General features: G+C 64.3%; 20 protein-coding genes and 5 pseudogenes. 8 read left to right on the forward strand and 17 right to left on the reverse strand.

What is annotated here, in order from left to right; translation table 11 throughout:
- The first annotated feature begins 232 nt into the window (after positions 1–232).
- From groES to ACFFDA_RS08595, 4 genes are all read left to right on the forward strand, one after another.
- On the forward strand, positions 233–547 hold the full coding sequence (gene groES / locus ACFFDA_RS08580) for a co-chaperone GroES (protein WP_404478701.1): 315 nt from the start codon (positions 233–235) through the stop codon (positions 545–547).
- Between the two features lie 55 nt (positions 548–602).
- Entirely contained in the window at positions 603–2,222 is a 1,620-nt protein-coding gene (gene groL, locus ACFFDA_RS08585) for a chaperonin GroEL (RefSeq protein ID WP_404478702.1), read from the forward strand.
- 611 nt (positions 2,223–2,833) lie between these two features.
- Positions 2,834–3,292: an excisionase family DNA-binding protein gene (locus tag ACFFDA_RS08590; RefSeq protein WP_404478703.1), complete on the forward strand. Its 459-nt coding sequence runs from the start codon at positions 2,834–2,836 to the stop codon at positions 3,290–3,292.
- 3 nt (positions 3,293–3,295) lie between these two features.
- On the forward strand, positions 3,296–3,886 hold the full coding sequence (locus ACFFDA_RS08595) for a PIN domain-containing protein (protein ID WP_404478704.1): 591 nt from the start codon (positions 3,296–3,298) through the stop codon (positions 3,884–3,886).
- Between the two features lie 202 nt (positions 3,887–4,088).
- On the opposite strand, the gene ACFFDA_RS08600 is transcribed toward ACFFDA_RS08595, so the two are convergent.
- Positions 4,089–4,469: a winged helix-turn-helix transcriptional regulator gene (locus tag ACFFDA_RS08600; protein ID WP_404478705.1), complete on the reverse strand. Its 381-nt coding sequence runs from the start codon at positions 4,467–4,469 to the stop codon at positions 4,089–4,091.
- A gap of 91 nt (positions 4,470–4,560) precedes the next feature.
- On the opposite strand from ACFFDA_RS08600, the gene ACFFDA_RS08605 reads away from it, so the two are divergent.
- The gene (locus ACFFDA_RS08605; protein ID WP_404478706.1) at positions 4,561–5,622 is read left to right on the forward strand and encodes an SDR family oxidoreductase; all 1,062 of its coding nucleotides are present in this window, start codon (positions 4,561–4,563) and stop codon (positions 5,620–5,622) included.
- Positions 5,623–5,820: 198 nt separating this feature from the next.
- Here ACFFDA_RS08605 and ACFFDA_RS08610 read toward each other — a convergent pair.
- The 4 genes and pseudogenes from ACFFDA_RS08610 to ACFFDA_RS08625 form a co-directional block, all read right to left on the reverse strand.
- Positions 5,821–6,906, reverse strand: a pseudogene (locus tag ACFFDA_RS08610) (IS1182 family transposase); the annotation flags it as partial.
- A gap of 107 nt (positions 6,907–7,013) precedes the next feature.
- Positions 7,014–7,791, reverse strand: a pseudogene (gene istB, locus ACFFDA_RS08615) (IS21-like element helper ATPase IstB).
- A gap of 15 nt (positions 7,792–7,806) precedes the next feature.
- Positions 7,807–9,360 (reverse strand): IS21 family transposase, encoded by a 1,554-nt coding sequence (gene istA / locus ACFFDA_RS08620; RefSeq protein ID WP_404478707.1) that lies wholly within the window; start codon positions 9,358–9,360, stop codon positions 7,807–7,809.
- A gap of 96 nt (positions 9,361–9,456) precedes the next feature.
- Positions 9,457–9,710 (reverse strand): annotated as a pseudogene (locus ACFFDA_RS08625) (transposase); the annotation flags it as partial.
- Positions 9,711–9,779: 69 nt separating this feature from the next.
- Here ACFFDA_RS08625 and ACFFDA_RS08630 point away from each other — a divergent pair.
- A pseudogene (locus tag ACFFDA_RS08630) lies at positions 9,780–10,100 on the forward strand (IS110 family transposase); the annotation flags it as partial.
- Here the strand turns inward: ACFFDA_RS08630 and ACFFDA_RS08635 are convergent.
- From ACFFDA_RS08635 to ACFFDA_RS08660, 6 genes and pseudogenes are all read right to left on the reverse strand, one after another.
- Positions 10,086–10,520 (reverse strand): annotated as a pseudogene (locus ACFFDA_RS08635) (FMN-binding glutamate synthase family protein); the annotation flags it as partial. The pseudogenes ACFFDA_RS08630 and ACFFDA_RS08635 sit on opposite strands and share 15 nt — an antisense overlap.
- 188 nt (positions 10,521–10,708) lie before the next feature.
- On the reverse strand, positions 10,709–11,464 hold the full coding sequence (locus ACFFDA_RS08640) for a DNA-binding domain-containing protein (RefSeq protein WP_404478708.1): 756 nt from the start codon (positions 11,462–11,464) through the stop codon (positions 10,709–10,711).
- Positions 11,461–12,291 carry a DUF692 domain-containing protein gene (locus tag ACFFDA_RS08645; RefSeq protein WP_404478709.1) on the reverse strand — a complete coding sequence of 277 codons (831 nt, stop codon included), beginning with the start codon at positions 12,289–12,291 and terminating at the stop codon, positions 11,461–11,463. Before ACFFDA_RS08645 ends, ACFFDA_RS08640 begins: the two co-directional genes overlap by 4 nt.
- Before the next feature lie 57 nt (positions 12,292–12,348).
- Positions 12,349–12,612: a hypothetical protein gene (locus ACFFDA_RS08650; RefSeq protein ID WP_404478710.1), complete on the reverse strand. Its 264-nt coding sequence runs from the start codon at positions 12,610–12,612 to the stop codon at positions 12,349–12,351.
- A gap of 92 nt (positions 12,613–12,704) precedes the next feature.
- Positions 12,705–13,346, reverse strand: coding sequence for a DUF1109 domain-containing protein (locus ACFFDA_RS08655; RefSeq protein ID WP_404478711.1), 642 nt, complete (start codon positions 13,344–13,346; stop codon positions 12,705–12,707).
- Positions 13,343–13,882, reverse strand: coding sequence for a sigma-70 family RNA polymerase sigma factor (locus tag ACFFDA_RS08660; RefSeq protein ID WP_404478712.1), 540 nt, complete (start codon positions 13,880–13,882; stop codon positions 13,343–13,345). The genes ACFFDA_RS08655 and ACFFDA_RS08660 overlap by 4 nt, the downstream gene beginning before the upstream one ends.
- Before the next feature lie 213 nt (positions 13,883–14,095).
- Between ACFFDA_RS08660 and ACFFDA_RS08665 the strand changes: the two genes are divergently transcribed.
- Together ACFFDA_RS08665 and ACFFDA_RS08670 are read left to right on the forward strand one after the other, a co-directional pair.
- On the forward strand, positions 14,096–14,368 hold the full coding sequence (locus ACFFDA_RS08665) for a DUF2282 domain-containing protein (protein WP_404478768.1): 273 nt from the start codon (positions 14,096–14,098) through the stop codon (positions 14,366–14,368).
- A gap of 59 nt (positions 14,369–14,427) precedes the next feature.
- Positions 14,428–14,877 (forward strand): DoxX family protein, encoded by a 450-nt coding sequence (locus tag ACFFDA_RS08670; RefSeq protein WP_404478713.1) that lies wholly within the window; start codon positions 14,428–14,430, stop codon positions 14,875–14,877.
- Between the two features lie 39 nt (positions 14,878–14,916).
- Here the strand turns inward: ACFFDA_RS08670 and ACFFDA_RS08675 are convergent, their stop codons facing one another.
- Genes ACFFDA_RS08675 through ACFFDA_RS08700 form a run of 6 tightly spaced genes read right to left on the reverse strand, consistent with a single transcriptional unit; the run spans position 14,917 to position 19,218 of the window.
- Positions 14,917–16,065 (reverse strand): DUF1501 domain-containing protein, encoded by a 1,149-nt coding sequence (locus ACFFDA_RS08675; protein ID WP_404478714.1) that lies wholly within the window; start codon positions 16,063–16,065, stop codon positions 14,917–14,919.
- Positions 16,062–17,441 (reverse strand): DUF1800 family protein, encoded by a 1,380-nt coding sequence (locus ACFFDA_RS08680; RefSeq protein ID WP_404478715.1) that lies wholly within the window; start codon positions 17,439–17,441, stop codon positions 16,062–16,064. The genes ACFFDA_RS08675 and ACFFDA_RS08680 overlap by 4 nt, the downstream gene beginning before the upstream one ends.
- Complete coding sequence (locus ACFFDA_RS08685; protein WP_404478716.1) at positions 17,438–17,914, reverse strand: periplasmic heavy metal sensor; 477 nt, start codon at positions 17,912–17,914, stop codon at positions 17,438–17,440. Before ACFFDA_RS08685 ends, ACFFDA_RS08680 begins: the two co-directional genes overlap by 4 nt.
- A complete protein-coding gene (locus ACFFDA_RS08690) occupies positions 17,911–18,327 on the reverse strand; it encodes a hypothetical protein (RefSeq protein WP_404478717.1) in 417 nt (138 codons plus the stop codon). The genes ACFFDA_RS08685 and ACFFDA_RS08690 overlap by 4 nt, the downstream gene beginning before the upstream one ends.
- The gene (locus tag ACFFDA_RS08695; RefSeq protein ID WP_404478718.1) at positions 18,317–18,883 is read right to left on the reverse strand and encodes an RNA polymerase sigma factor; all 567 of its coding nucleotides are present in this window, start codon (positions 18,881–18,883) and stop codon (positions 18,317–18,319) included. Before ACFFDA_RS08695 ends, ACFFDA_RS08690 begins: the two co-directional genes overlap by 11 nt.
- Entirely contained in the window at positions 18,880–19,218 is a 339-nt protein-coding gene (locus ACFFDA_RS08700) for a signal transduction protein (RefSeq protein ID WP_404478719.1), read from the reverse strand. Before ACFFDA_RS08700 ends, ACFFDA_RS08695 begins: the two co-directional genes overlap by 4 nt.
- Positions 19,219–19,239: the final 21 nt, after the last annotated feature.

Consider the following 19,239-nt stretch of genomic DNA (forward strand, 5'->3'; position numbering starts at 1 on the left):
TGGGCGGTGCCGCACGCGGCACAAGATTTTGGTGCTGGTCTGAGTCGCGTCAAGAGAGAAGATGTCGGCCATGTCGCTGAAAAGGGCTGGATTTGGCACTCTGGGGAGATGAGTGCCAAAAAATTTCCTTTGCCCTCTTGAACCCGAAAATCTCTTTTCCTAGTTCACGCGAACCTGTCGTTCAGATGAACGGCAGGGACATCACAACCTGTTTTGCATCTGGAGGTTATGCATGCATTTCCGCCCCTTGCACGACCGTGTGGTCGTACGCCGCATCGAAGCCGAGGAAAAAACCTCGGGCGGCATCATCATTCCCGACACCGCCAAGGAAAAGCCGCAGGAAGGCGAAGTCGTGGCCGTCGGCCCCGGCGCGCGCGACGATAGCGGAGCGCTCGTCGAACTGTCCGTCAAGGCCGGCGACCGCATCCTGTTCGGCAAATGGTCGGGCACCGAGGTCAAGATCGATGGCGAAGATCTGCTCATTATGAAGGAGAGCGACATTCTTGGCGTGATCGACAATGTCGTGCCTCTAAAGCAGGCGGCCTGAGCCCGCCTGCCATCCCTCTAACCATCAGGAAGGAAATTGAGAAAGGAGCAGGCAGATGGCTGCCAAGGAAGTGAAGTTCGCGTCGGACGCGCGTGACCGCATGCTGCGGGGCGTCGATACGCTGGCCAACGCCGTCAAGGTGACGCTGGGTCCCAAGGGGCGCAACGTCGTCATCGCGAAGTCGTTCGGGGCGCCCCGCATCACCAAGGACGGCGTCACCGTCGCCAAGGAGATCGAGCTCGCCGACAAGTTCGAGAATATGGGCGCGCAGATGTTGCGCGAGGTCGCCAACAAGCAGAACGACAAGGCGGGCGACGGCACCACCACCGCGACCGTTCTCGCCCAGGCGATCGTGCGCGAGGGCTCGAAAGCCGTCGCCGCCGGCATGAACCCGATGGACGTCAAGCGCGGCATCGACCTTGCCGTCGGCGCGGTCGTCAAGGACCTCGAAGCCCACGCCAAGAAGGTCGGCGCCAACAGTGAGATCGCGCAGGTCGCGACCATCTCGGCGAACGGCGACGAGGAGGTCGGGCGCATCCTGGCCGAAGCGATGGAGAAGGTCGGCAACGAGGGCGTGATCACCGTCGAAGAAGCCAAGAGCCTCGAGACCGAACTCGAGACGGTCGAGGGCATGCAGTTCGACCGGGGCTATCTGTCGCCCTACTTCATCACCAATGCCGAGAAGCTCAAGGTCGAGCTCGACGATCCTTACATCCTCATCCACGAGAAGAAGCTCTCGAACCTGCAGGCGCTGGTGCCGCTGCTCGAGAAGGTCGTCCAGTCCGGCCGGCCGTTGCTGATCATCGCCGAGGATGTCGAGGGCGAAGCGCTGGCGACGCTCGTGGTCAACAAGCTGCGCGGCGGGCTGAAGATTGCCGCGGTCAAGGCGCCGGGCTTCGGCGATCGCCGCAAGGCGATGCTCGAGGATATCGCCATCCTGACCGGCGGCAACACCGTCTCGGAGGATCTCGGCATCAAGCTCGAGAATGTCACGATCAACATGCTCGGCCGGGCCAAGAAGGTCGTGATCGACAAGGACAACACGACCATCATCGACGGCGTGGGGCAGAAGACCGATATCGACAGCCGCGTCGCGCAACTGCGCCAGCAGATCGAGACCACCATATCCGACTATGACCGTGAGAAGTTGCAGGAGCGCGTCGCCAAGCTCGCTGGCGGCGTGGCGGTGATCCGGGTCGGCGGCGCGACCGAGGTCGAGGTCAAAGAGAAGAAGGACCGTGTCGACGACGCGCTCCATGCGACCCGCGCCGCGGTCGAAGAAGGCATCCTGCCCGGCGGCGGCATCGCGCTGCTTCGCGCGATCAAGGCGCTCGACGGTCTGAAAGCCGCCAATGACGATCAGCAGTCCGGCATCGACATCATCCGCCGGGCGCTGCGCGCACCGGCGCGGCAGATCGCCGAGAATGCCGGTGAGGACGGCGCCTACATCGTCGGCAAGCTGCTCGAAAGTTCCGACTATAACTGGGGCTTCAACGCCGCCACCGCTGAGTATCAGGATCTCGTCCAGGCGGGCGTGATCGATCCGGCTAAAGTGGTGCGCACGGCGCTGCAGGACGCCGCCTCGGTCGCCTCGCTCCTCATCACCACCGAGGCGCTCGTCGCCGAGGTGCCGAAGGAGGAGAAATCCGCGCCGATGCCGGCGATGGATTATTGATTGATGGGAGGCCCGGTACGCCGGGCCTCCGGTCTCTCCGGCATGACCTGATCTCGATGTTTCGATAGTGCAGTTGCCGAGCGCTTGACCCCAGGTCGGATTGGCGGTTCAGGCGGCCTACTTCCCCCTCCAGGCCGACTAACCGAACCTTGTAACTAAGTTCCGCACTGCAGAGGCCGTAATTAATTCCAAAGCCTCAACGGGCACCAAAGCCCGTCGCCCAGGAGCCGTCTCCTAGCGAGCGCCTTCACCGCCCTAACGGCATGCCTAGCAGCCGTGGCTTAGCGACTTTCTCGTTTCACCAACCTTTCGGGACGCTTGCGAATGGCAGCTCTTGATTGAATCAGCCATTCGGCGAAGTCTCTGCGGATGGCGGCTTCGTCCCAGGCCCTGCCTTCCGGTGTCGACCCTTATCGGTCGCTCCGGGTCTAAATCTCGTTGCCCAGGAGCGGCCAGGCAGCTTTCCCCGTGGAGCGCTTTATAGGGCCCGGCGACCGGCACCAGCGGATTTGACGGCCGATCGGAAGGTTAACCCCTTTCCAAGGGAACCAATTTTCGTTGCGTTTATTTCGAATATGCGCTACTGGATTGGTCAACCACGGAGAGTTCCAATGACGTTGCCTTCGCATTCAGAGCCGTTCGGCGGCCATATGCCGTCGGCTGATGACCGTCAGATCGCTAACCAGCTTCGTCGCATGCTTGCTGCTCAAAAGTCGGGAGAAGCAACCTTGCGTGTACGGGAGCCGGAATCGAAGAGGCCGGTCGAAATCACTCTCACTCCCGCCATGTCTGACCTGTTTCTTGAATTGCTGCGCCATATCGGCAGCGGCAGTGCGGTGACACTTGTACCGATCCAGGAAATGCTGACGACACAGCAAGCCGCCGACCTCCTCAATGTATCACGTCCATACCTAATCAAGCTGCTTGAGCAGGAGGCCATGCCTTACACTCTGATAGGACGACATCGCCGTATCCGGGCCGATGACGTGTTCCGCTACAAGGCGCAGCGCGATGATGAGCGTTCGCGGGCCCTCGACGAACTCATTAGCGGCGATGCGGACTTAGTTTGAACCGTGTTCGCAAACCGCTACACTGCCCTCATTGATGCCTGTACGCTCGCCAGTGTCTGGCGGCGCAACTTGCTGCTGTCGCTTGCCGAAGCCGAATTTTTCCGCATCCGCTGGTCAGAGCCCATTCTGAACGAGACCAAAGCAGCCCTGATCAAGATGGCGCGAGAGCGCGATCTCGACGATCCTGAGGCGAGAGGGGCGCGAGCGGTAAAGGCCATGCAGATGGCCTTTCCGGAAGCCATGGTTGAAGACTTCAAGCTGATTGGTAGCGCCCAGTTTGGCTTACCCGACCCTGGGGACGAACACGTCATCGCCGCTGCCGTCAAAACGCAAGCCCAAGCCCTCGTCACCGAGAATCTAAAAGATTTTCCAGCGGCCATCCTCAGCAAGCTCAACATCGAGGCGCGAAGCGCCGACGACTTCATCGCCGACACCGTTGCCCTTGATGAGGGACGGGCGATCGCCGCCATCCGGAAAATGCGGGAGCGCCTGAAGCGACCTGAAATGTCCCCTGAAGATATTCTGCGGGCGTTGGAAGCCAACGGGCTGCTTGAAACTGCTTCGGTCCTCACTCCCCACCTTAGCTCGATCTAAAGGCCCGCTTCAAACATCTCCGACCCTTATCGGTCGCTCAGCCGTGAAATTTCGATCCCTAGCTGCGGACGGTCGGCAATCCTGACAGGTGTCGACCGCTATGCGTCGTTCATGAGAGCCCCGTTCAACGCCTACTCGCGACAGAATGGCCACTCCTTCGAAACGAAAGGCGGATCGACTGAGCGTAAACTTGTCCGTTTAGCTAGGGACGCCGCGAGCTGGGGCGGGGAACCAGTTGGTCCAGTACGTCAGCATTGTCTCGGCCCCAGCCATATAGAAGTTCGACCGGCTCGACGAAGCGTCGGCCAAGATCCGTCAGGCGATACTCCACCATCGGCGGAATGGCGCTCTGAACATGGCGGCTGATCAACCCGCTCGCCTCCATGTCGCGTACAGTCTGCGTCAGCATTTTCTTCGAGATGCCGGGCAGGCTGCGCAGCAGTACGCCAGTGCGTGCATGTCCGTCATGACGGGCGTGGAGCGTGTGCAGGACCATACTGGTCCATTTGGTGGCGAACAGTTCCAGCACACGGCGGGGCGCGCAATCCTCTCGCCATTCATGGTCTGATGTTCCGGGCTGCATGTGGTTACCTTTTGGTGCCTGGGGTCGTGAATGGTGCCGTCTAGACCCAGCACACGACAATGCCTAGCTCGGATGGGACAAGGAGATGTTCATGACGAAAACGGCATTGGTGGTGGGCGCTAGCGGCATCGTCGGCGGCGCGACGGCTCAACTCTTGGTCGAACACGGCTGGGCGGTGCATGGCCTGGCGCGACGGCCCACCGATCTGGCAGGCGTCCAGCCGGTTGCAGCGGATCTGCAGGATGCCGCCGCGACCGCCGAGGCGCTGCGCAACATTAATCCGGATGCCGTATTTATTACGACCTGGCTCCGGCAGGACAGCGAAGCGGAGAACATCCGCGTCAATTCGGCCATGGTCCGCAACCTGCTGGATGGCCTCCCTAAGCCCCAGCGTCCGCGTCACGTCGCGCTGGTCACCGGTCTGAAGCACTATCTCGGGCCATTCGAGGCTTATGGAAAGGGCACGCTGCCCCAGACCCCGTTCCGCGAAGAACAGGAGCGCCTCGACGTCGAGAATTTCTATTATGCTCAGGAGGACGAGGTTTTCGTCGCAGCTGCGCGCGATGGCTTCACTTGGAGCGTACACCGTCCGCACACCGTGATCGGTTTGGCTGTGGGCAACGCGATGAACATGGGCACTACGCTGGCGGTCTATGCGACGCTATGCCGCCAGACGGGGCGGCCGTTCACCTTCCCAGGTTCCGCTGCGCAGTGGTCGGGGCTCACCGACATGACCGACGCCAGTCAACTTGCGCATCACTTGCTGTGGGCGACGGAAACCGAGGCTGCACATGATGAGGCCTTCAATGTGGTCAATGGTGACATCTTTCGCTGGCAATGGATGTGGGCTCGCATCGCTGACTGGTTCGGTATCGAGGCCGCGCCATTCGATGGCACAATTCGGCCGCTAGAGCAGCAAATGGCGGGTGATGTTGCACTGTGGCGCGAGATTGCGACCCACGAGGGACTAGCGGAACCGGAACTCTCGCGCCTCGCTTCACCCTGGCATACTGATGCCGATCTGGGCCGTCCCATCGAGGTCGTGACAGACATGTCCAAAAGCCGGCGCCTTGGTTTCACCGGTTACCAACCCACCGCCGATGCGTTCTTTGCCCTGTTCAAGCGACTACGCACTAATAGACTGATCCCGTGAAGGGCTGCGAGATCAGTCCGAGTTTCCGGCAGGCGGCGACCCTTGTCGGCTGCTCAGCCGCCAAAGCTGATGCCACGGTGCGGATGCTCCTGTTCGGCAGGTCGCGACCGAGGCTGTGTAAAAACGCGGGGCGGCGAAGGCGGCAGGTTTTGGTGAGATGGTGGCTGGGCAAGGTATTGCTGAAGGCGCGCTTCGCGATCAGGTCCGGATCGCGGCGATGAGGGGCTGGACGCCCATGATTTGGATCATCCGCTTCATGTTGTAGGCCAGCACGCACAAACTCATCTCGGTTCTGACGTTTTTTAGGGTCGTGGTCAGAAAATGCGTGCTGCCCATCCAGGATTTGAGGGTGCCAAAGACATGCTCGACGGTCCGGCGACGGATGCCCATGGCATTGGGTAATAGGTCGAGCCGCTTTTGCATGGCATCGATGACCGCCTCATGCTTCCACCGTTTGACCCGCTTCACGTATTCAGTGGTGCAGCGCGGTCGTAGAACGCAGCTCTGGCAGGCGCTCAGGTTGCGGTAGTGATCAATGTCGCCGTGATGATCGGACCGTGCACGCGCCTTGGTCAGATGTTCCCCTGCCGGGCAGGTATAATGGTCGTTGTCGGCATCGTACACGAAGTCAGCCTTGGTGAATAAGCCGCGCTGGGCTTTGCCGGATGTGTCGGTTCTGGGTACGCAGGGTAAAATGCCGGTGCCTTCGCATTCCAGCACCTGTTCGCCGTTCATATAACCGCGATCCGCGAGGACGGTGATTTCAGGTTCGGCGATGGCTGCCTGGGCTAGCCGGCTCATTGGCGCGAGTTGCGCCCGGTCGTTGCCCTCGTTCACCACTTCATGCGCGACAATGAGGTGGTGTTCGGCATCCACCGCTGCCTGCAAATTGTAGCCGACGATTTCAGTACCTCGACCGCTGCTGTTCATGGACCTGGCATCCGGATCGGTCAGCGATACCTGATGATCGGGCGCCGCTTCGACTTGTGCGGCCATCTCCTTCAGGAACCGCATCTGCCCGCGCAAGCCAGCGATCTTCTCCCGGATTTGCTCAACCCGTGCCTGCGCGACGTCGCTTGTCTCACGATCAGCACGGTCGAGTGCGGCAAGGTAGCGCTCGATGCTGGCCTCGACCTGTTCGATCCGCTTGATCGCTTTGTGTTCTGTGTAGTTGCGATCCCGATTGTTCACCGCTTTGAACTTGCTGCCATCGATCGCGACCGTTGCCTGTCCGAAAAGGCTCAACTGCCGGCACAGCATCACAAACTGGCTGCAGACCGCCCGGTGCGTATTTCAGAAGTTCTGGACAGCCGTTTCACAAAATCGCGGACAGGCGTTTCGCTAAGTCCCGGACAGTCGGCGCAGTTTGGTCATAGGTGCCTTGTTGTGGTTCAGGCGGTTATGATTTCGGCTTTCTCTATGTCGGTCAAGAGGGGCGCGGGTCGAGTTTTGCGCATGCTGTCGCCTTCGAGTGTTATGCGGTGGGCATTGTGTACCAGGCGGTCGAGGATGGCGTCAGCGATCGTGGGGGCACCGATCATTTCGTGCCACTGAGCGACCGGTAACTGAGCCGTAATCAAGGTGGATTTACGCTTGTAGCGCTCCTCGAAGATTTCAAGCAGATCGCCGCGCTGCTGCTCGGTCAGCCCATGGCTGCCCCAGTCGTCGAGCACGAGCAGTTGGATGCGGGTGAGCTTGTCGATCAGGCGCGGGAAGCGGCCGTCGAGCCGGGCCATTGCCAGATCTTCGAACAGTCGGGGCATGCGAACGTAGAGTACCGAGTAGTCGAGCCGGGCTGCCTGACGGGCGAACGCACACCCCAACCAGGTTTTCCCCGTACCGGTTGGCCCTGTAATGATTAGATGTTCATGCGCCTTGAGCCAGTCGCCCTGCGCAAGCGCCAGGACGCTGCGGCGATCCAGCTTGCGGTGCGCGGCGAAGTCAATGTTCTCGATACAGGCGTCGCTGAATTCGTAGTCGCGCGGCCGTAAGCCGGTTGGCGAGCCGCTTGTCACAGCGCATCGCCATCTCCCGATCGAGCATCAGCCCGAGCCATTCGTCCCGGGCGAGCCCTTCGCTTCCCGCCTGTTCGGCAAGTTCACGGTAAGCACTCGCCATCCCGGCGAGCCCCAGCGTCTGCATCTGGTCCAACATGGGGTGTGTCAGCATGATCGTCGCTTCCTTTCACTGATAGTAGACCCCACCGCGGATGTTGCCGTGCGATGGAGCTGACCGGATCGGTTCTTGGGCAGGACTGGCCTGATCCAGCCCGGATTTGAGGATCGAGAGGACCGAGGCATATGTGGTGACCTCGATTGCCAGCGCGCGGTCACAGGCCGCATCGAGACGGACATGGCCATAGCCGCGCCCTAGCGAGAGGATGCCCATCGCCGAGCGATAACCCTGCTCGGGATGGCGCCGATCACGCATCATGCGCTCGACCATGACCGCCACGTTGGTGCCCATCCTGGCCGCGCGCTCGATCAGCGATGCCGGCGTCCGGTCGGCATAACGCTGGTGAGCCTTGGGCATATGGGCGTTGACGCTGATGTGGAACCCGCGCTGCGAACTGCGAACATGGCTGGCGACCCGTTTGTGATCCTGGAAGATCTCAACCACCCGCTGGGTCAGCCGCACATCGACCTTGCGGCCGATCAGACCATGCGGAACCGAGTAAAAGTTGCGGTCGACGGCAACGTGGTAATCGGGATGAACCTTGGCGCTCTTCCATTCAGCGTATTCGAACGGGGTAACCGGCAGCGCCTTGAGCGCCGCGCGCTCGATCTCGTCGAACAGCTCGCGGCGCGAACGACCGACGTGACGCATCGTCTTGCCATTGAGAACTTCGAGCAAGTGGCCGATCTCGGCATTGAGCACCGCCAGGTCGAAGAACTGCCGATTGCGCAAGCGCGCGATGATCCACCTTTCCGCGATCAGCACCGCGCCCTCGATCTTCCCCTTGTCCCTCGGCTTCGCCGGCCGGCTCGGCAGGACCGTCGTGTCGTAATGCTCTGCCATCGCGGCAAAGGTCGTAGTCAGGGTCGGTTCGAACCATAGCGCCTTGACCACCCCCGCCTTGAGATTGTCGCAGACAATGGAAGCGGGCACTCCGCCGAAGTACTCCAGCGCCCGGACCTGGCCCTCAATCCAGTCAGGCAGCCGCTGGTGCAGGCTCGCCACCGCAAAGGTGTAGCTCGAGGCCCCAAGCACCGCGACGAACAGCTGTGCTTGGTGGATCTCGCCGGTGCTGGGGTCGATCAACGGGATCGTTTGACCGGCGTAATCAGTCTGCATCACCGCACCGGCGGCATGCCGATGCCGATAGGTCGGGTGGGCGCGCTTCTCGTGCGCGCCGAACTTGTCACAGAACCAGGTGTAGCCAAAGCCGTCGGGATGAGCCTCGCGGTATTCCTGCCACAACAACAGCAGCGTCACGCTTTTGCGCTTCATCTCACGGGAGACCAGTTGACAGTCCGGCTCGCTCGTATCCCGCGGCGGCCGTCCCATTTGCCGGAAGAGTTTGCGCTCCAGCGCGGCGTCATCGCCGCCGCCATCTGGCATCGGCCAACTGTCCAGCCCCGCCTCACGCGCCCGCAGCAGGTAAGTCGACACGGTCGACTTGCTCAGCCCAAGCCGCTCCGACACTTCGCACACCGAGAGCCCACTCTCATGGGTCAGCCGCAATATCGATCTGATGTCCTTCACGTCCGCTCGTCTCGGTTGATTCCGTCTCGGCATGGTCCCTCCAAGCTCCGCTTGCGGGGACGTTCATGCCAAACCGGCGCACCCAATGACCAACCGCACAAACTGTCCGGGACTTAGAGGGGATTTCGATCATTCTGGTTCGTAGCCACATGATCTGAAGTAGTTGGCGCATTCCTGAGGCTGGAAGATATCGACGAGTTTGCCGATCAAGCTCCACAGGCCACTGACGGTACGCTCGCCCGCTTTACGGAGCATGGCCTTGAGGCGGGAGAACGCTTTCTCGATCGGGTTGAAGTCGGGGCTGTAGGCGAGAGAAAGCGCAGGGTTGCGCCTGCGGCCTCGATGAGCACCTGCACCGATGCGCGCTTGTGGCTCGACAGGTTGATGGGGTGGACGCCCCCGGCGGCATCTATGTGCCAGAATGGTGGTGTTGCACCAACAAGGAGGCGTCCGTGGAACAGATTATCACAGTCGGGCTGGATTTGGCCAAACACGTTTTTCAGGTGCATGGCGCAGATCGCGATGGCGCGGTGGTTATGCGGAAGAAGCTCCGGCGTGAGCAGTTACTTGGCTTCTTCGCTGAGCTGCCCCGTTGCACGGTCGCTATGGAGGCGTGCGGCGGCGCGCATCATTGGGCGCGTGAGATTGGGCGGCTCGGTCACGATGTGAAGCTGATCGCGCCTGCGTACGTGAAGCCGTTCGTGAAGCGACAGAAGAACGACATGGCTGATGCCGAGGCGATCTGCGAGGCTGCGCAGCGCGATGCTGTGCGCCAGCCACTCGTACTCGTCGGAATAGACGTCCAGTTCGGTGCCGAAGGGATGCGCCGCAACATCACCCTTTGCCCGCGCATAGACCAGAGCGCGCTCATCTTGGCTGAAGGGGCGGCCATCGAGATCGCTCTCGACGATGTAGGATCGCACGAACGGGCGCAGCCACTCGAAGAACCAGCGGAACCGGGCGGAAGCGGGATAGTTCCGCCGCAGCGAGTGCTGCATCTGGATCAGGTCGAGCAGCGACACCGCCAGCGTGGGAATGCTCAGCAGCAGCAACCAGAACGCAGCCGGGTGACGCAGGCCGACGATGATCGCCACGGCAGTTGCCGCCAGTCCCGCCAGCAGAAAGAGATTGCGCGACAATGCGTGATCGCGCGTCAATGCGGCTGCGAGCCCCGAACTGCGCCTCACAGCCATCGATCCGCCATCCGACCGCCATCTTGCGATAGGGCCGCGACCTCATGCGGTGCGCAGCCTGCCGCCTCCATCATTTCCGTCCGCGCCCTCACGACCGCCTCGCCCTTTGTCGTCATCCGTTGTTTCCCGCGTGTATCCCACGATCACAGCGGAAAAGCGCGAGCAGCCGCGGGTGTTCCGAGCTACTATCATCGGCCGCTCCCGATCGAATGGATAAGCCCGTCCGCGATCCATCGGCCCAGCCATTGCCCCGAGAGCATCGCGCCGCGCTCTTCGCCGAAGCACTCGGCGGCATGCACGCAGAGCTGGCCGAAAGACACCCCGGCGGGTGCCTCGATGAGCGCCCGGCGTTCCCCTCCCTCGACGAGCCGGGCGATCGATCGATCGCCCTGCCGCCAGACCAGCGCACCAGCGGCTTCGTCCAACCGCGAGACCGGTGGCGGTACGCGATCGGCCCCCAGTGCCGACCAGATCGCAAAGGCATTGGTGGAGAGGTGGACGATGCGCAGGGCCGGCGCGAAGTGGAGGACGGCATTCTCCCAGTCGATGTCGTGCAGGCCATCTATGCCGAGCACTTCATGGTCGGCGGCGACGAAGGCTTCCTCCAGCGCCAGCTCGATCCACGCGATCTCGGCGACTTCGGGATCCTCGGCGTGCAGCCGGTCGAGCGTCGCCGGAAATCCTTGCGAATAGGCATCGAGCGTCCAGCTGGACGGCGGCACGCCATCGATATGAAGCGCGGCGGCGCGGAGAAAGGCGGTGTCCCCGATCCAGGCGCGCGTTCGTGCGAAGCTGCTTTCGAGACAAGCGACGAGTTGCGAGCGATAGGTGTTCTGATAGACGGCGAGACCGGGCGCAGCGGCAGCCCCCATCCGCCCTGCCGCTTCCGCATCCTCGAGCACCAGCCAGCTTTGCATATCGCGCTGGAGCGAGAGCAGGTTCATGCCGCGTGCTCCAGCCTCTCGGAGGCGATGGCGCGCGCCGTCTCCAATTCCCGCAGCAGGTCGGCCAATGGCGGGATGTCGTCGTCACGCTCGATCATCGTCGCAACCGGACCGAGCCGGGGAAGGACAAGGGCGTAAAGCTCCCACACCGATGCCGGCACCGGCCGGTCATGGGTATCGACCAGCAGGGCCGCACCCTGACTGTGCCCCGCCAGATGGACCTGCCTGACATGCTCGTGCGGGATGCCGTCAAGGTAGGAGCGCGGATCGAAGCGATGGTTGGCGGCGCTGACGAAGACATTGTTGATGTCCAGCAGCAGCCCGCACCCGGTTCGCCGGCAAACGGCATCGAGGAACTGCCATTCGGTCATGTCGGCAGGCTCGAACTGGATGTAGCTGGACGGGTTCTCGACCAGCATGGCGCGTCCGAGCACCTCCTGCGCCCGGTCCACATTGGCGCATACGATGTCCAGCGCTTCCTTCGTGTAAGGCAGCGGCAGCAGGTCGTGCGAATTGAAGCCGTCGATGCGCGACCAGCTGAGATGGTCGGAGACGAACAGCGGCTCGATCTCATCCACCAGCATGCGCAATCGCGCGAGATAGGCGACATCTAGTCCGTCGGCCGAGCCGATCGACATGGAGACGCCGTGCAGTGCGACGGGGTAGCGCTCGCGGATGTCCCGAAGGATCCGGCGAGGCCGACCGCCATCGACCATGAAGTTCTCCGAGATCACCTCGAGAAAGTCGACCTCGATCCTGCTCTCGAGGAAGTCGGCGTAATGCGGCTTGCGCAGGCCGAGACCGAAACCGGCGAAGGACGGGACCATCAGCATCTCCCTGTGCTGGAGGGGCGGCCCGGCGCCCGAGACGCCGGGCCGGGCTGCTTACTTCGGCTCGGTCAGGCTGCCGCCTGCGGCCTTGCATGCCTTGACCGTCATCGCCTTGAAGCCGTGGCCCTTGCACTCGTTCTGGCCCTTGCATTCGTTCTTCGCGGTCTTGCAGTCCGACGTGCCCTTGCAGCTGTTGATGCCGTAGCAGTGGACGGTCTCACCGCCTTCCGCCGCCGCCATGGCCGGAACCGAGGCGGTGGCGATCGCGATGATAGCAGCGGAGGCGGCAACGCCGAGACGGGTGTCGATGGTCATCATGGTAAGCTCTCCGAATGGTTGTGCCGTTCTGGCATCGGTCATTCGCGGGAGCGGCCGGGAAGGTTACAGTCCGCCGGAGAAATCCGTCGCCATCACCAGCGCAGCAGGCGCGGCCCGAGGAGGGCGCCCAGCAGCGTGGCGAGCAGTATTCCCAGCGAGTACCAGGTCAGCACGAAGATCGCCGACACCTCCGGACAGTGGATGCAGTAGATCGTGGCGGAGAACGCCCCGGAAAGCAGGCCGGCAGCGGCGCCTGCCGCGCGCAGCCGGGTCGGGGCGAGCCTGCGGAACGCCCACAGCAGGCCCGCAAAGATCGGGATCGACAGGGTGAACACGATCAGGGAGCAGACCTGCCAGCTATGGCCGAGCCACATCGCCAGCCAGTCCGCGGACGGTGTCTGCGTCAGTTCCACCAGACCGACGCCGACCAGCAGCGCCACCGGCACCGTCCCCAGCCAGAGACCCCGCAGCCGGCCACCGTCGGGACGCGCCAGCTGCATCGCCATGGCCATGCCCGCGACCGCCAGCGACAGAGTAAAGCTCCACTTCATCCAGAAGCTGAACCCGCCCATCGCGACGGCAAGATCGGCACGCGGGCCAAGCGACAGCACGATCAGCACGGCCGAGACGATGCCGCCCGCAACCGCGCCGATGACGATACGATGCCGCATCGCGTTGCGCGAAACCGGTCCAACCTCCCGCGCGAGTTCCCGGATGAGATCGTCGGTGTTCATCGCGATCCTCCCTGTACGCGGGCGATCAACGCCTTCAATCCGCGATGGACGGAAACCTTGACGTCGGACTCGCTGAGCTGGCCCGCTTCCGCCGCTTCGGCGACGCTCAGGCCCTCGATCCTGGTGGCCCGGATCATCCGTGCCTGCTTGGGCGGCAGATCGGTAAGCAGCTCATCGATATCCAGCCGCGCGATCGCCTCGGCCTCGAAATCCTGAGCGACCAGCGTCTCCTTCAGCCCGTCGATCGCGGTGAAACGCCCCGCACGCCGGAAATGGTCGACCATCTTGTAGCGGGCGACCGCATACATCCAGGCGGTGAAGGCCCGGTCACGATCGTAACTGGCCCGACGGGTATGAACGGCTATGAGCGTTTCCTGCACCAAATCCTCGACATCGTCGTCGGCGCCGCGAAGCCGGCGTCGATAGAATCCCCGCAGCACGGGGACGAGCAGGCGCAGCAATGCCGCATGGGCCGCGGCATCGCCGTCGAGCCCATCGATCATCAAGCTGCGTAGGACGTCCTCGTTCGCCTGCATTCACACTCCTCACACCCGGGTTCGTCGCGGCGGGCCGGACGGTTACAGGCGATGCGGGAAAACTTTTCAGGGGCGCCGGTGTAACCCGGATCGGTCCAGCCGCGAATGGCTGTTCGTGACCCGGGTTTCCCCCGCCTCCTCCCCGGGCACCGCGCGGTCCGGCCTTCGCCGCCGGGCCGCGCGCAGAGGCGCCCATTCGAAAAGGACATGACCATGCGCTCCACCCATGCCGCCCTGGCGGCGAGCATCGCCATCGCTTCGGTGGCCTTCTCCGCAACCGCCGACGCGCAGACCAGGCCGAAGATGGAGAAGTGCTACGGCGTCTCGCTCGCCGGGAAGAACGACTGTGCCGCAGGCCCCGGCACCAGCTGCGCGGGGACATCGAAGGTCGATTACCAGGGCAATGCGTGGAAACTGGTGAAGGCCGGCACCTGCACCTCGATCAAGACGCCCAGGGGCAACGGCGCACTCTCGCCAAAGTCATGATGGACATCGGCCGGAACGTCCCCGTTCCGGCCTGTTCCCTCCCCGATGGAGACACCCCGATGAACCTCAGGCCGAATATCCGCCACCGCGTCGCCGAGCGGATTTCCACGCTGCTTCCCGACGCGCTTCTGCTGCTTGTGGCGCGTCTCGGGATCGCGGCGGTCTTCTTCCTGTCCGGCCGCACCAAAGTGGATGGGATCCTGACCATCACGGACGGCACCTACGAACTGTTTCGCAGCGAATACGCGCTGCCGCTGGTCCCGCCCGATATCGCTGCAGTGCTGGCGGCCTGGTCGGAACACCTGTTCCCGCTGCTGCTGGTGCTGGGCCTGGGTACGCGGTTCGCGGCGCTGGCCCTGCTCGGCATGACGGCCGTCATCCAGCTGTTCGTCTATCCGGATGCCTGGCCGACGCATCTCAGTTGGGCCGCGATCCTGCTTCCGCTGCTCGCGCGCGGCGGCGGGAGGTGGTCGATCGATGCTCTCTGGTGTCACCCAACGCGCGGATGACTACCACAGGCCATTCGCAACAATGCTGATTCGACAGCACTAGGAGCTCCGGATCAGGCCGCCGATCCTGCCCTTCTTCCTGTCGTCGGAAAACAGCGACGTCGCGTCCACCCCGAAGGTTTCGGAAACGGTGGCGGCGACGATATCCTCCAGCGCGGCGGTAGGCCGCAGATCACGCCCTTCGTAGAGCGCCTGCGTGGCAAGCCCCGGCCAGTCCGCGATCACGCGCCCACCCTTCACTGCGCCGCCGACGAGCAGCGCGGCGGAGCCGGTGCCGTGGTCGGTCCCGCCCGTGCCGTTCACCGCCACAGTCCGCCCAAATTCGGTCGCGACGAGCACAACCGTCTGGCTCCAGGCGGCACCCATTCCGTCGCGCAGGGCGGCAATGAGCGTATCGAGCCGCTTGAGCTGCGCCGCCAGCCTTCCGGCCTGCCCGCTGTGCGTATCCCATCCGCCGGTCTCGATCATGGCAATGCGCGGACCATCGGGGCGGGCAAGGAACCCTGCAGCAAGCTTGCCGACAGTAGCGGGATCCTGGCCCTTGGCGTCCTCTCCCGCCTGCTCGCGGGTGGTCGTCGCGGCAGTCCATAAGACATGGAGCGCCGCGTCCTGTGCATAGAGTTGGTCCACCCGCGCCATCAGGTCATCCGTCGCGCGCGGCAGGCCGGAGGCGGCGTAGGAAGTCACGGCCGCGGCACCGCGCAGGGCGAGTGGCACCGTGGGCGCAAAGGCGATGGGCTCGGCTGTCTGCCCCGGCATCAGGCCGACCAGCCGGTTCATCCAGCCGTCCTTGAGCGCATAGGGACGGCTGCCGCCCGTCTCCAGCACGTTCTGCCCGTCGAAGTGCGACCGCTCGCGATAGGCCGAGGCGACCGCATGAAAGCCGATGACCTGCCCCGCACCATACATCCTGCCGGTCTCCGCCAGCGCGGGATGAAGGCCGAACATCCCGTCCAGCTTCGTCATCCCCGCCGGGTCGACCGCAAGCGCACCCCGCTGCCGCGCATAGTCCGGGTCCCCATGCGGCACCAGAGTATGCAGCCCGTCGGCTGCGCCGCGCTGGATGACGAAGACGAAGCGCCGTTCGCCCGGTGCGGCAGCAAAGGCAACGCGCGGGCAGAAAAGCAGCCCGGCGCCGACTGCGGCCATGTCGCGCAGGACGTGACGGCGGGAGCGGATCATGGTCATCTCCTCAGGAATTCCGGCGAGACCAGCAACAGCGCAAGACCGATCGGCAGGCTCTCCGCCCGCGCGATGGCCTGCGCGGTCTGTGACGACAGCGCGCCGGGAAGCAGCCGCGGCGCAAGCTCGCGCGGGTCGATGCGGTCGGCGGCGCGAGTGGCGAGGCGCTGGGCCATCTCGACCCGGCGCAGCAGGATATCCGGCGCGGCCCAGCTTGCGGCGATATCGTCGAAACCAGCGGGCGATCCCGGTCGCCAGACCGGCTGGCCAAGCTGCTGCATGATACCGGCGACCTGCACCTCGCCCGCGTCGCCCATGCCGAGACCGCGCATGGAGGACACCAGCCATTCCCACGGCGTCTTGAACTTGACCGGCGGGGGCGACCAGCTCTCCGGCGCATCGACGAGCGCGCGGTAGAGCGTCGGCAGATCGCCGTTGCTCTTTTGGAATGCATCAGACAGACGGCGCACCAGCGCGGGTAGCGGATCGTCGGCGACGAAATGCCGCGCCAGCTTCGTGGCGACATGCTGCGCGGTTGCCGGAGCGGCGGCAAGGTCACGCATCACCGCCATCGCCTGATCCTCGCCCGATTGCGCGTAAGTACGCCCCATGATGGTGCGTGGCCCCGGCTCGTGCAGCATGGGACGGAACACGAAGCCGCCGGGCGTGCCTGCTCGTCCACCCTTGCCGCCGCGTCCCAGCCCTGCCGTGCTCCAGCCGGTAAGGGCGCGGGCGAACTCGGTCACGTCCGCCTGCGTATAGCCGGTGCGAGCGCCCAGCGTGTGCAGTTCCATGATTTCTCGTGCAAGGTTCTCGTTGAGGCCGGGCGCCTTGGCCGAGTTGCGCCCGGCAGCCCTCTGCGCGAACGGACTGCCCGGGCCGACCGACTGCGTCTGGTCGAGAAAAAGCTGCATCGCCGGATGCCGCTCCACGGCGAGCAGCATGTCCTCGAAACGGCCCAGCACATGCGGCCGGATCGCCTCTGCCTCGAACGCGCCGGCGAAGGGGATGACTGTCTGCTTGTCAGCGGAGATGGCGAAATGGTTAGACCAGAAGTGGACGAGCCGCTCGACGAACGGCGTCGACGTGCCCAGCGCGCTCGTCGCCCGCGCATTCACCGCGACGCGGTAGAGATCGCGCCCGTCGCGGCGCAGTTCCATCCGGGCAAGTTGCTTCGCGTCCTTGTCCGCCGCGCGCACGGCGTCGCGGTCTTCAAGGTAATCCGCAACGATGGTCGCAGTGGACGGCAGATCGGCCCAGGCCTGCCCGCGCGGATCGTAGCGGTCGAACTGCGCGAGTAGCCAGCGCTTCGGATCGTCCGGCGCCGACTGGTCGGGCCGCGCACCGAGGCCGAAGCGGTTGAGGGCGATGGCTGCGGTCATTGCTGCGTATCTTTTACGGCGGTGCGCGGCTGCTGCCGGGTCAGCGCCTCGACCAGCCGGACGCGCTCGGCCTGCGGCAGTTTCCCGGCAAAATGCACCACGCTGCTCTCAAGCCCGGTGCGCACCGCCATGTCGGCACTGCGCGCCCGCGTCAGCGCGGCGTCCAGCGAGGCCCGGTCGAGCGTCGGTTCGGCCAGCAGGCGCGCGGCTTCCTGACGCGCCGCTCGCGCCTCGCGGATGCGGGGGCGAAGCTCGCGCATGGTCTCCACGACGGTCTGGCGCAGTTCGCGGCGGTAGGGCTGCGGCAGATCCTGAGCAGCGGCGCGCAGTCGTCCGCCTCGGCCAAGGCCGGCGACCGGGCGCTGCACCTCGGCCTGCTTCCACATGACGCCCGCGCCGATCAGCCCGCCCACGACGAACACGTTCAGCACCAGCGAGCAGACCAGCAGGATCTGGAAGCCGCGCCCCTTCACAGCGATGCCTCGTCGGTATCCAGCGGCGTGAAGATCGTCTCCTGATCATCGGCAAGGGTCATCGCCTGTCGCCCGGACGAACGCGCGTGCATCACGTCGAGCGTAAGCACGCCCACCGCCACGCCCGCCAGCGCCGCCCCCGCCAGGGCAAAGCGCGTCCACCAGCTCCGCAGCACCGAAAGGCGGGAAGGCGGCGCAAATCCCGCCAGCACGCTGCCGACCAGCGCCGCATGGGGCGCGGGAACGGCATGGCGGGACAGCATGGCATCCAGCCGCTGCTCCTCCCGCATGAGGCGCATCGCCTCAGGATCGTTCTCCGCCAGGCGCAGCGCGGCGTTGCGCTCGGCGGCGGGCCAGCGGTCGGGGTTCGCACCATAGGCAGCGAGTATCCGGGACAAGCGTTCAGGCGTCATCGTCGGTTTCCATCAAGAGTTCGCGAAGGCCGCGCCGGGCGCGTGCCAGCAGGCTTTCGAGGGCTTCCACGCTGATCTGCATGATGCGGGCGGCTTCGGCATTCGACAGCTCCTGGAAGTACTGCAGCACGATCGCCTCGCGCTGGCGTGGCGGCAAGGCCTTCAGCGCACGTTCTATGCGTTCGCTTTCGTGCCGACCTGACAACGCCTGATCCTGCAGCGGCGCGGGATCGATACGCTCGGGCGGTTCCGGCGTCAGATCCTCTCGCCGCAACCTGCGCAGCCGGTCGCGGCACAAGTTGAGCGCAACCTGATGCAACCAGGTATCGAACCGCGCCGTGCCGAAGCGCCAGCGCGGCGCCTGACGCCAGCCGCGCAGCAGGCTTTCCTGCGCGATTTCCTCCGCCGCAGCGGCATCGCCAAGGATACGCGTACCGAGTGCAAGCAAGCGGGGCAGCTTGATCGCGACGAGCCTGCGCGCAGCCGCCGCATCGCCCTGGCCCACGCGCCGGACGAGATCGGCGTCGGGGTCGTGACTGTCCACGCTCTCGATCAAGCGCCGGCCTTCTCCCGCATTTCATCGACCATCGCCTTGCGCTCGTCGCCGGACAGCCTGCCGTCATGATCGACGTCCCGCTTGTCGAACCGTTTCGCCGCAATGACGTCAAGCTCTGCTGCTTCGATGAAGCCGTTGTCGTTGGCGTCCATGCGCGAGAACACGCGGTCGCCCATCCGGCCCTTGCCGCGCGCCTTGGCGGCGGCGGACCATTCGGCGGCGCTGATGCGTCCATCGCCGTCGGTGTCCGCCTTCAGCATCCGTGCGCGCAGCATGGACTGAAAGTCGGCCTTGGCGATCCCGTCAGTCGCCGCCGGGCTCTGCGCGAAGGCCATGCCCGCGACAGCGAGTGCCGG

Origin of the sequence: Novosphingobium sp. BL-52-GroH, assembly GCF_044813085.1 — a bacterium.
Classification (GTDB): domain Bacteria; phylum Pseudomonadota; class Alphaproteobacteria; order Sphingomonadales; family Sphingomonadaceae; genus Novosphingobium.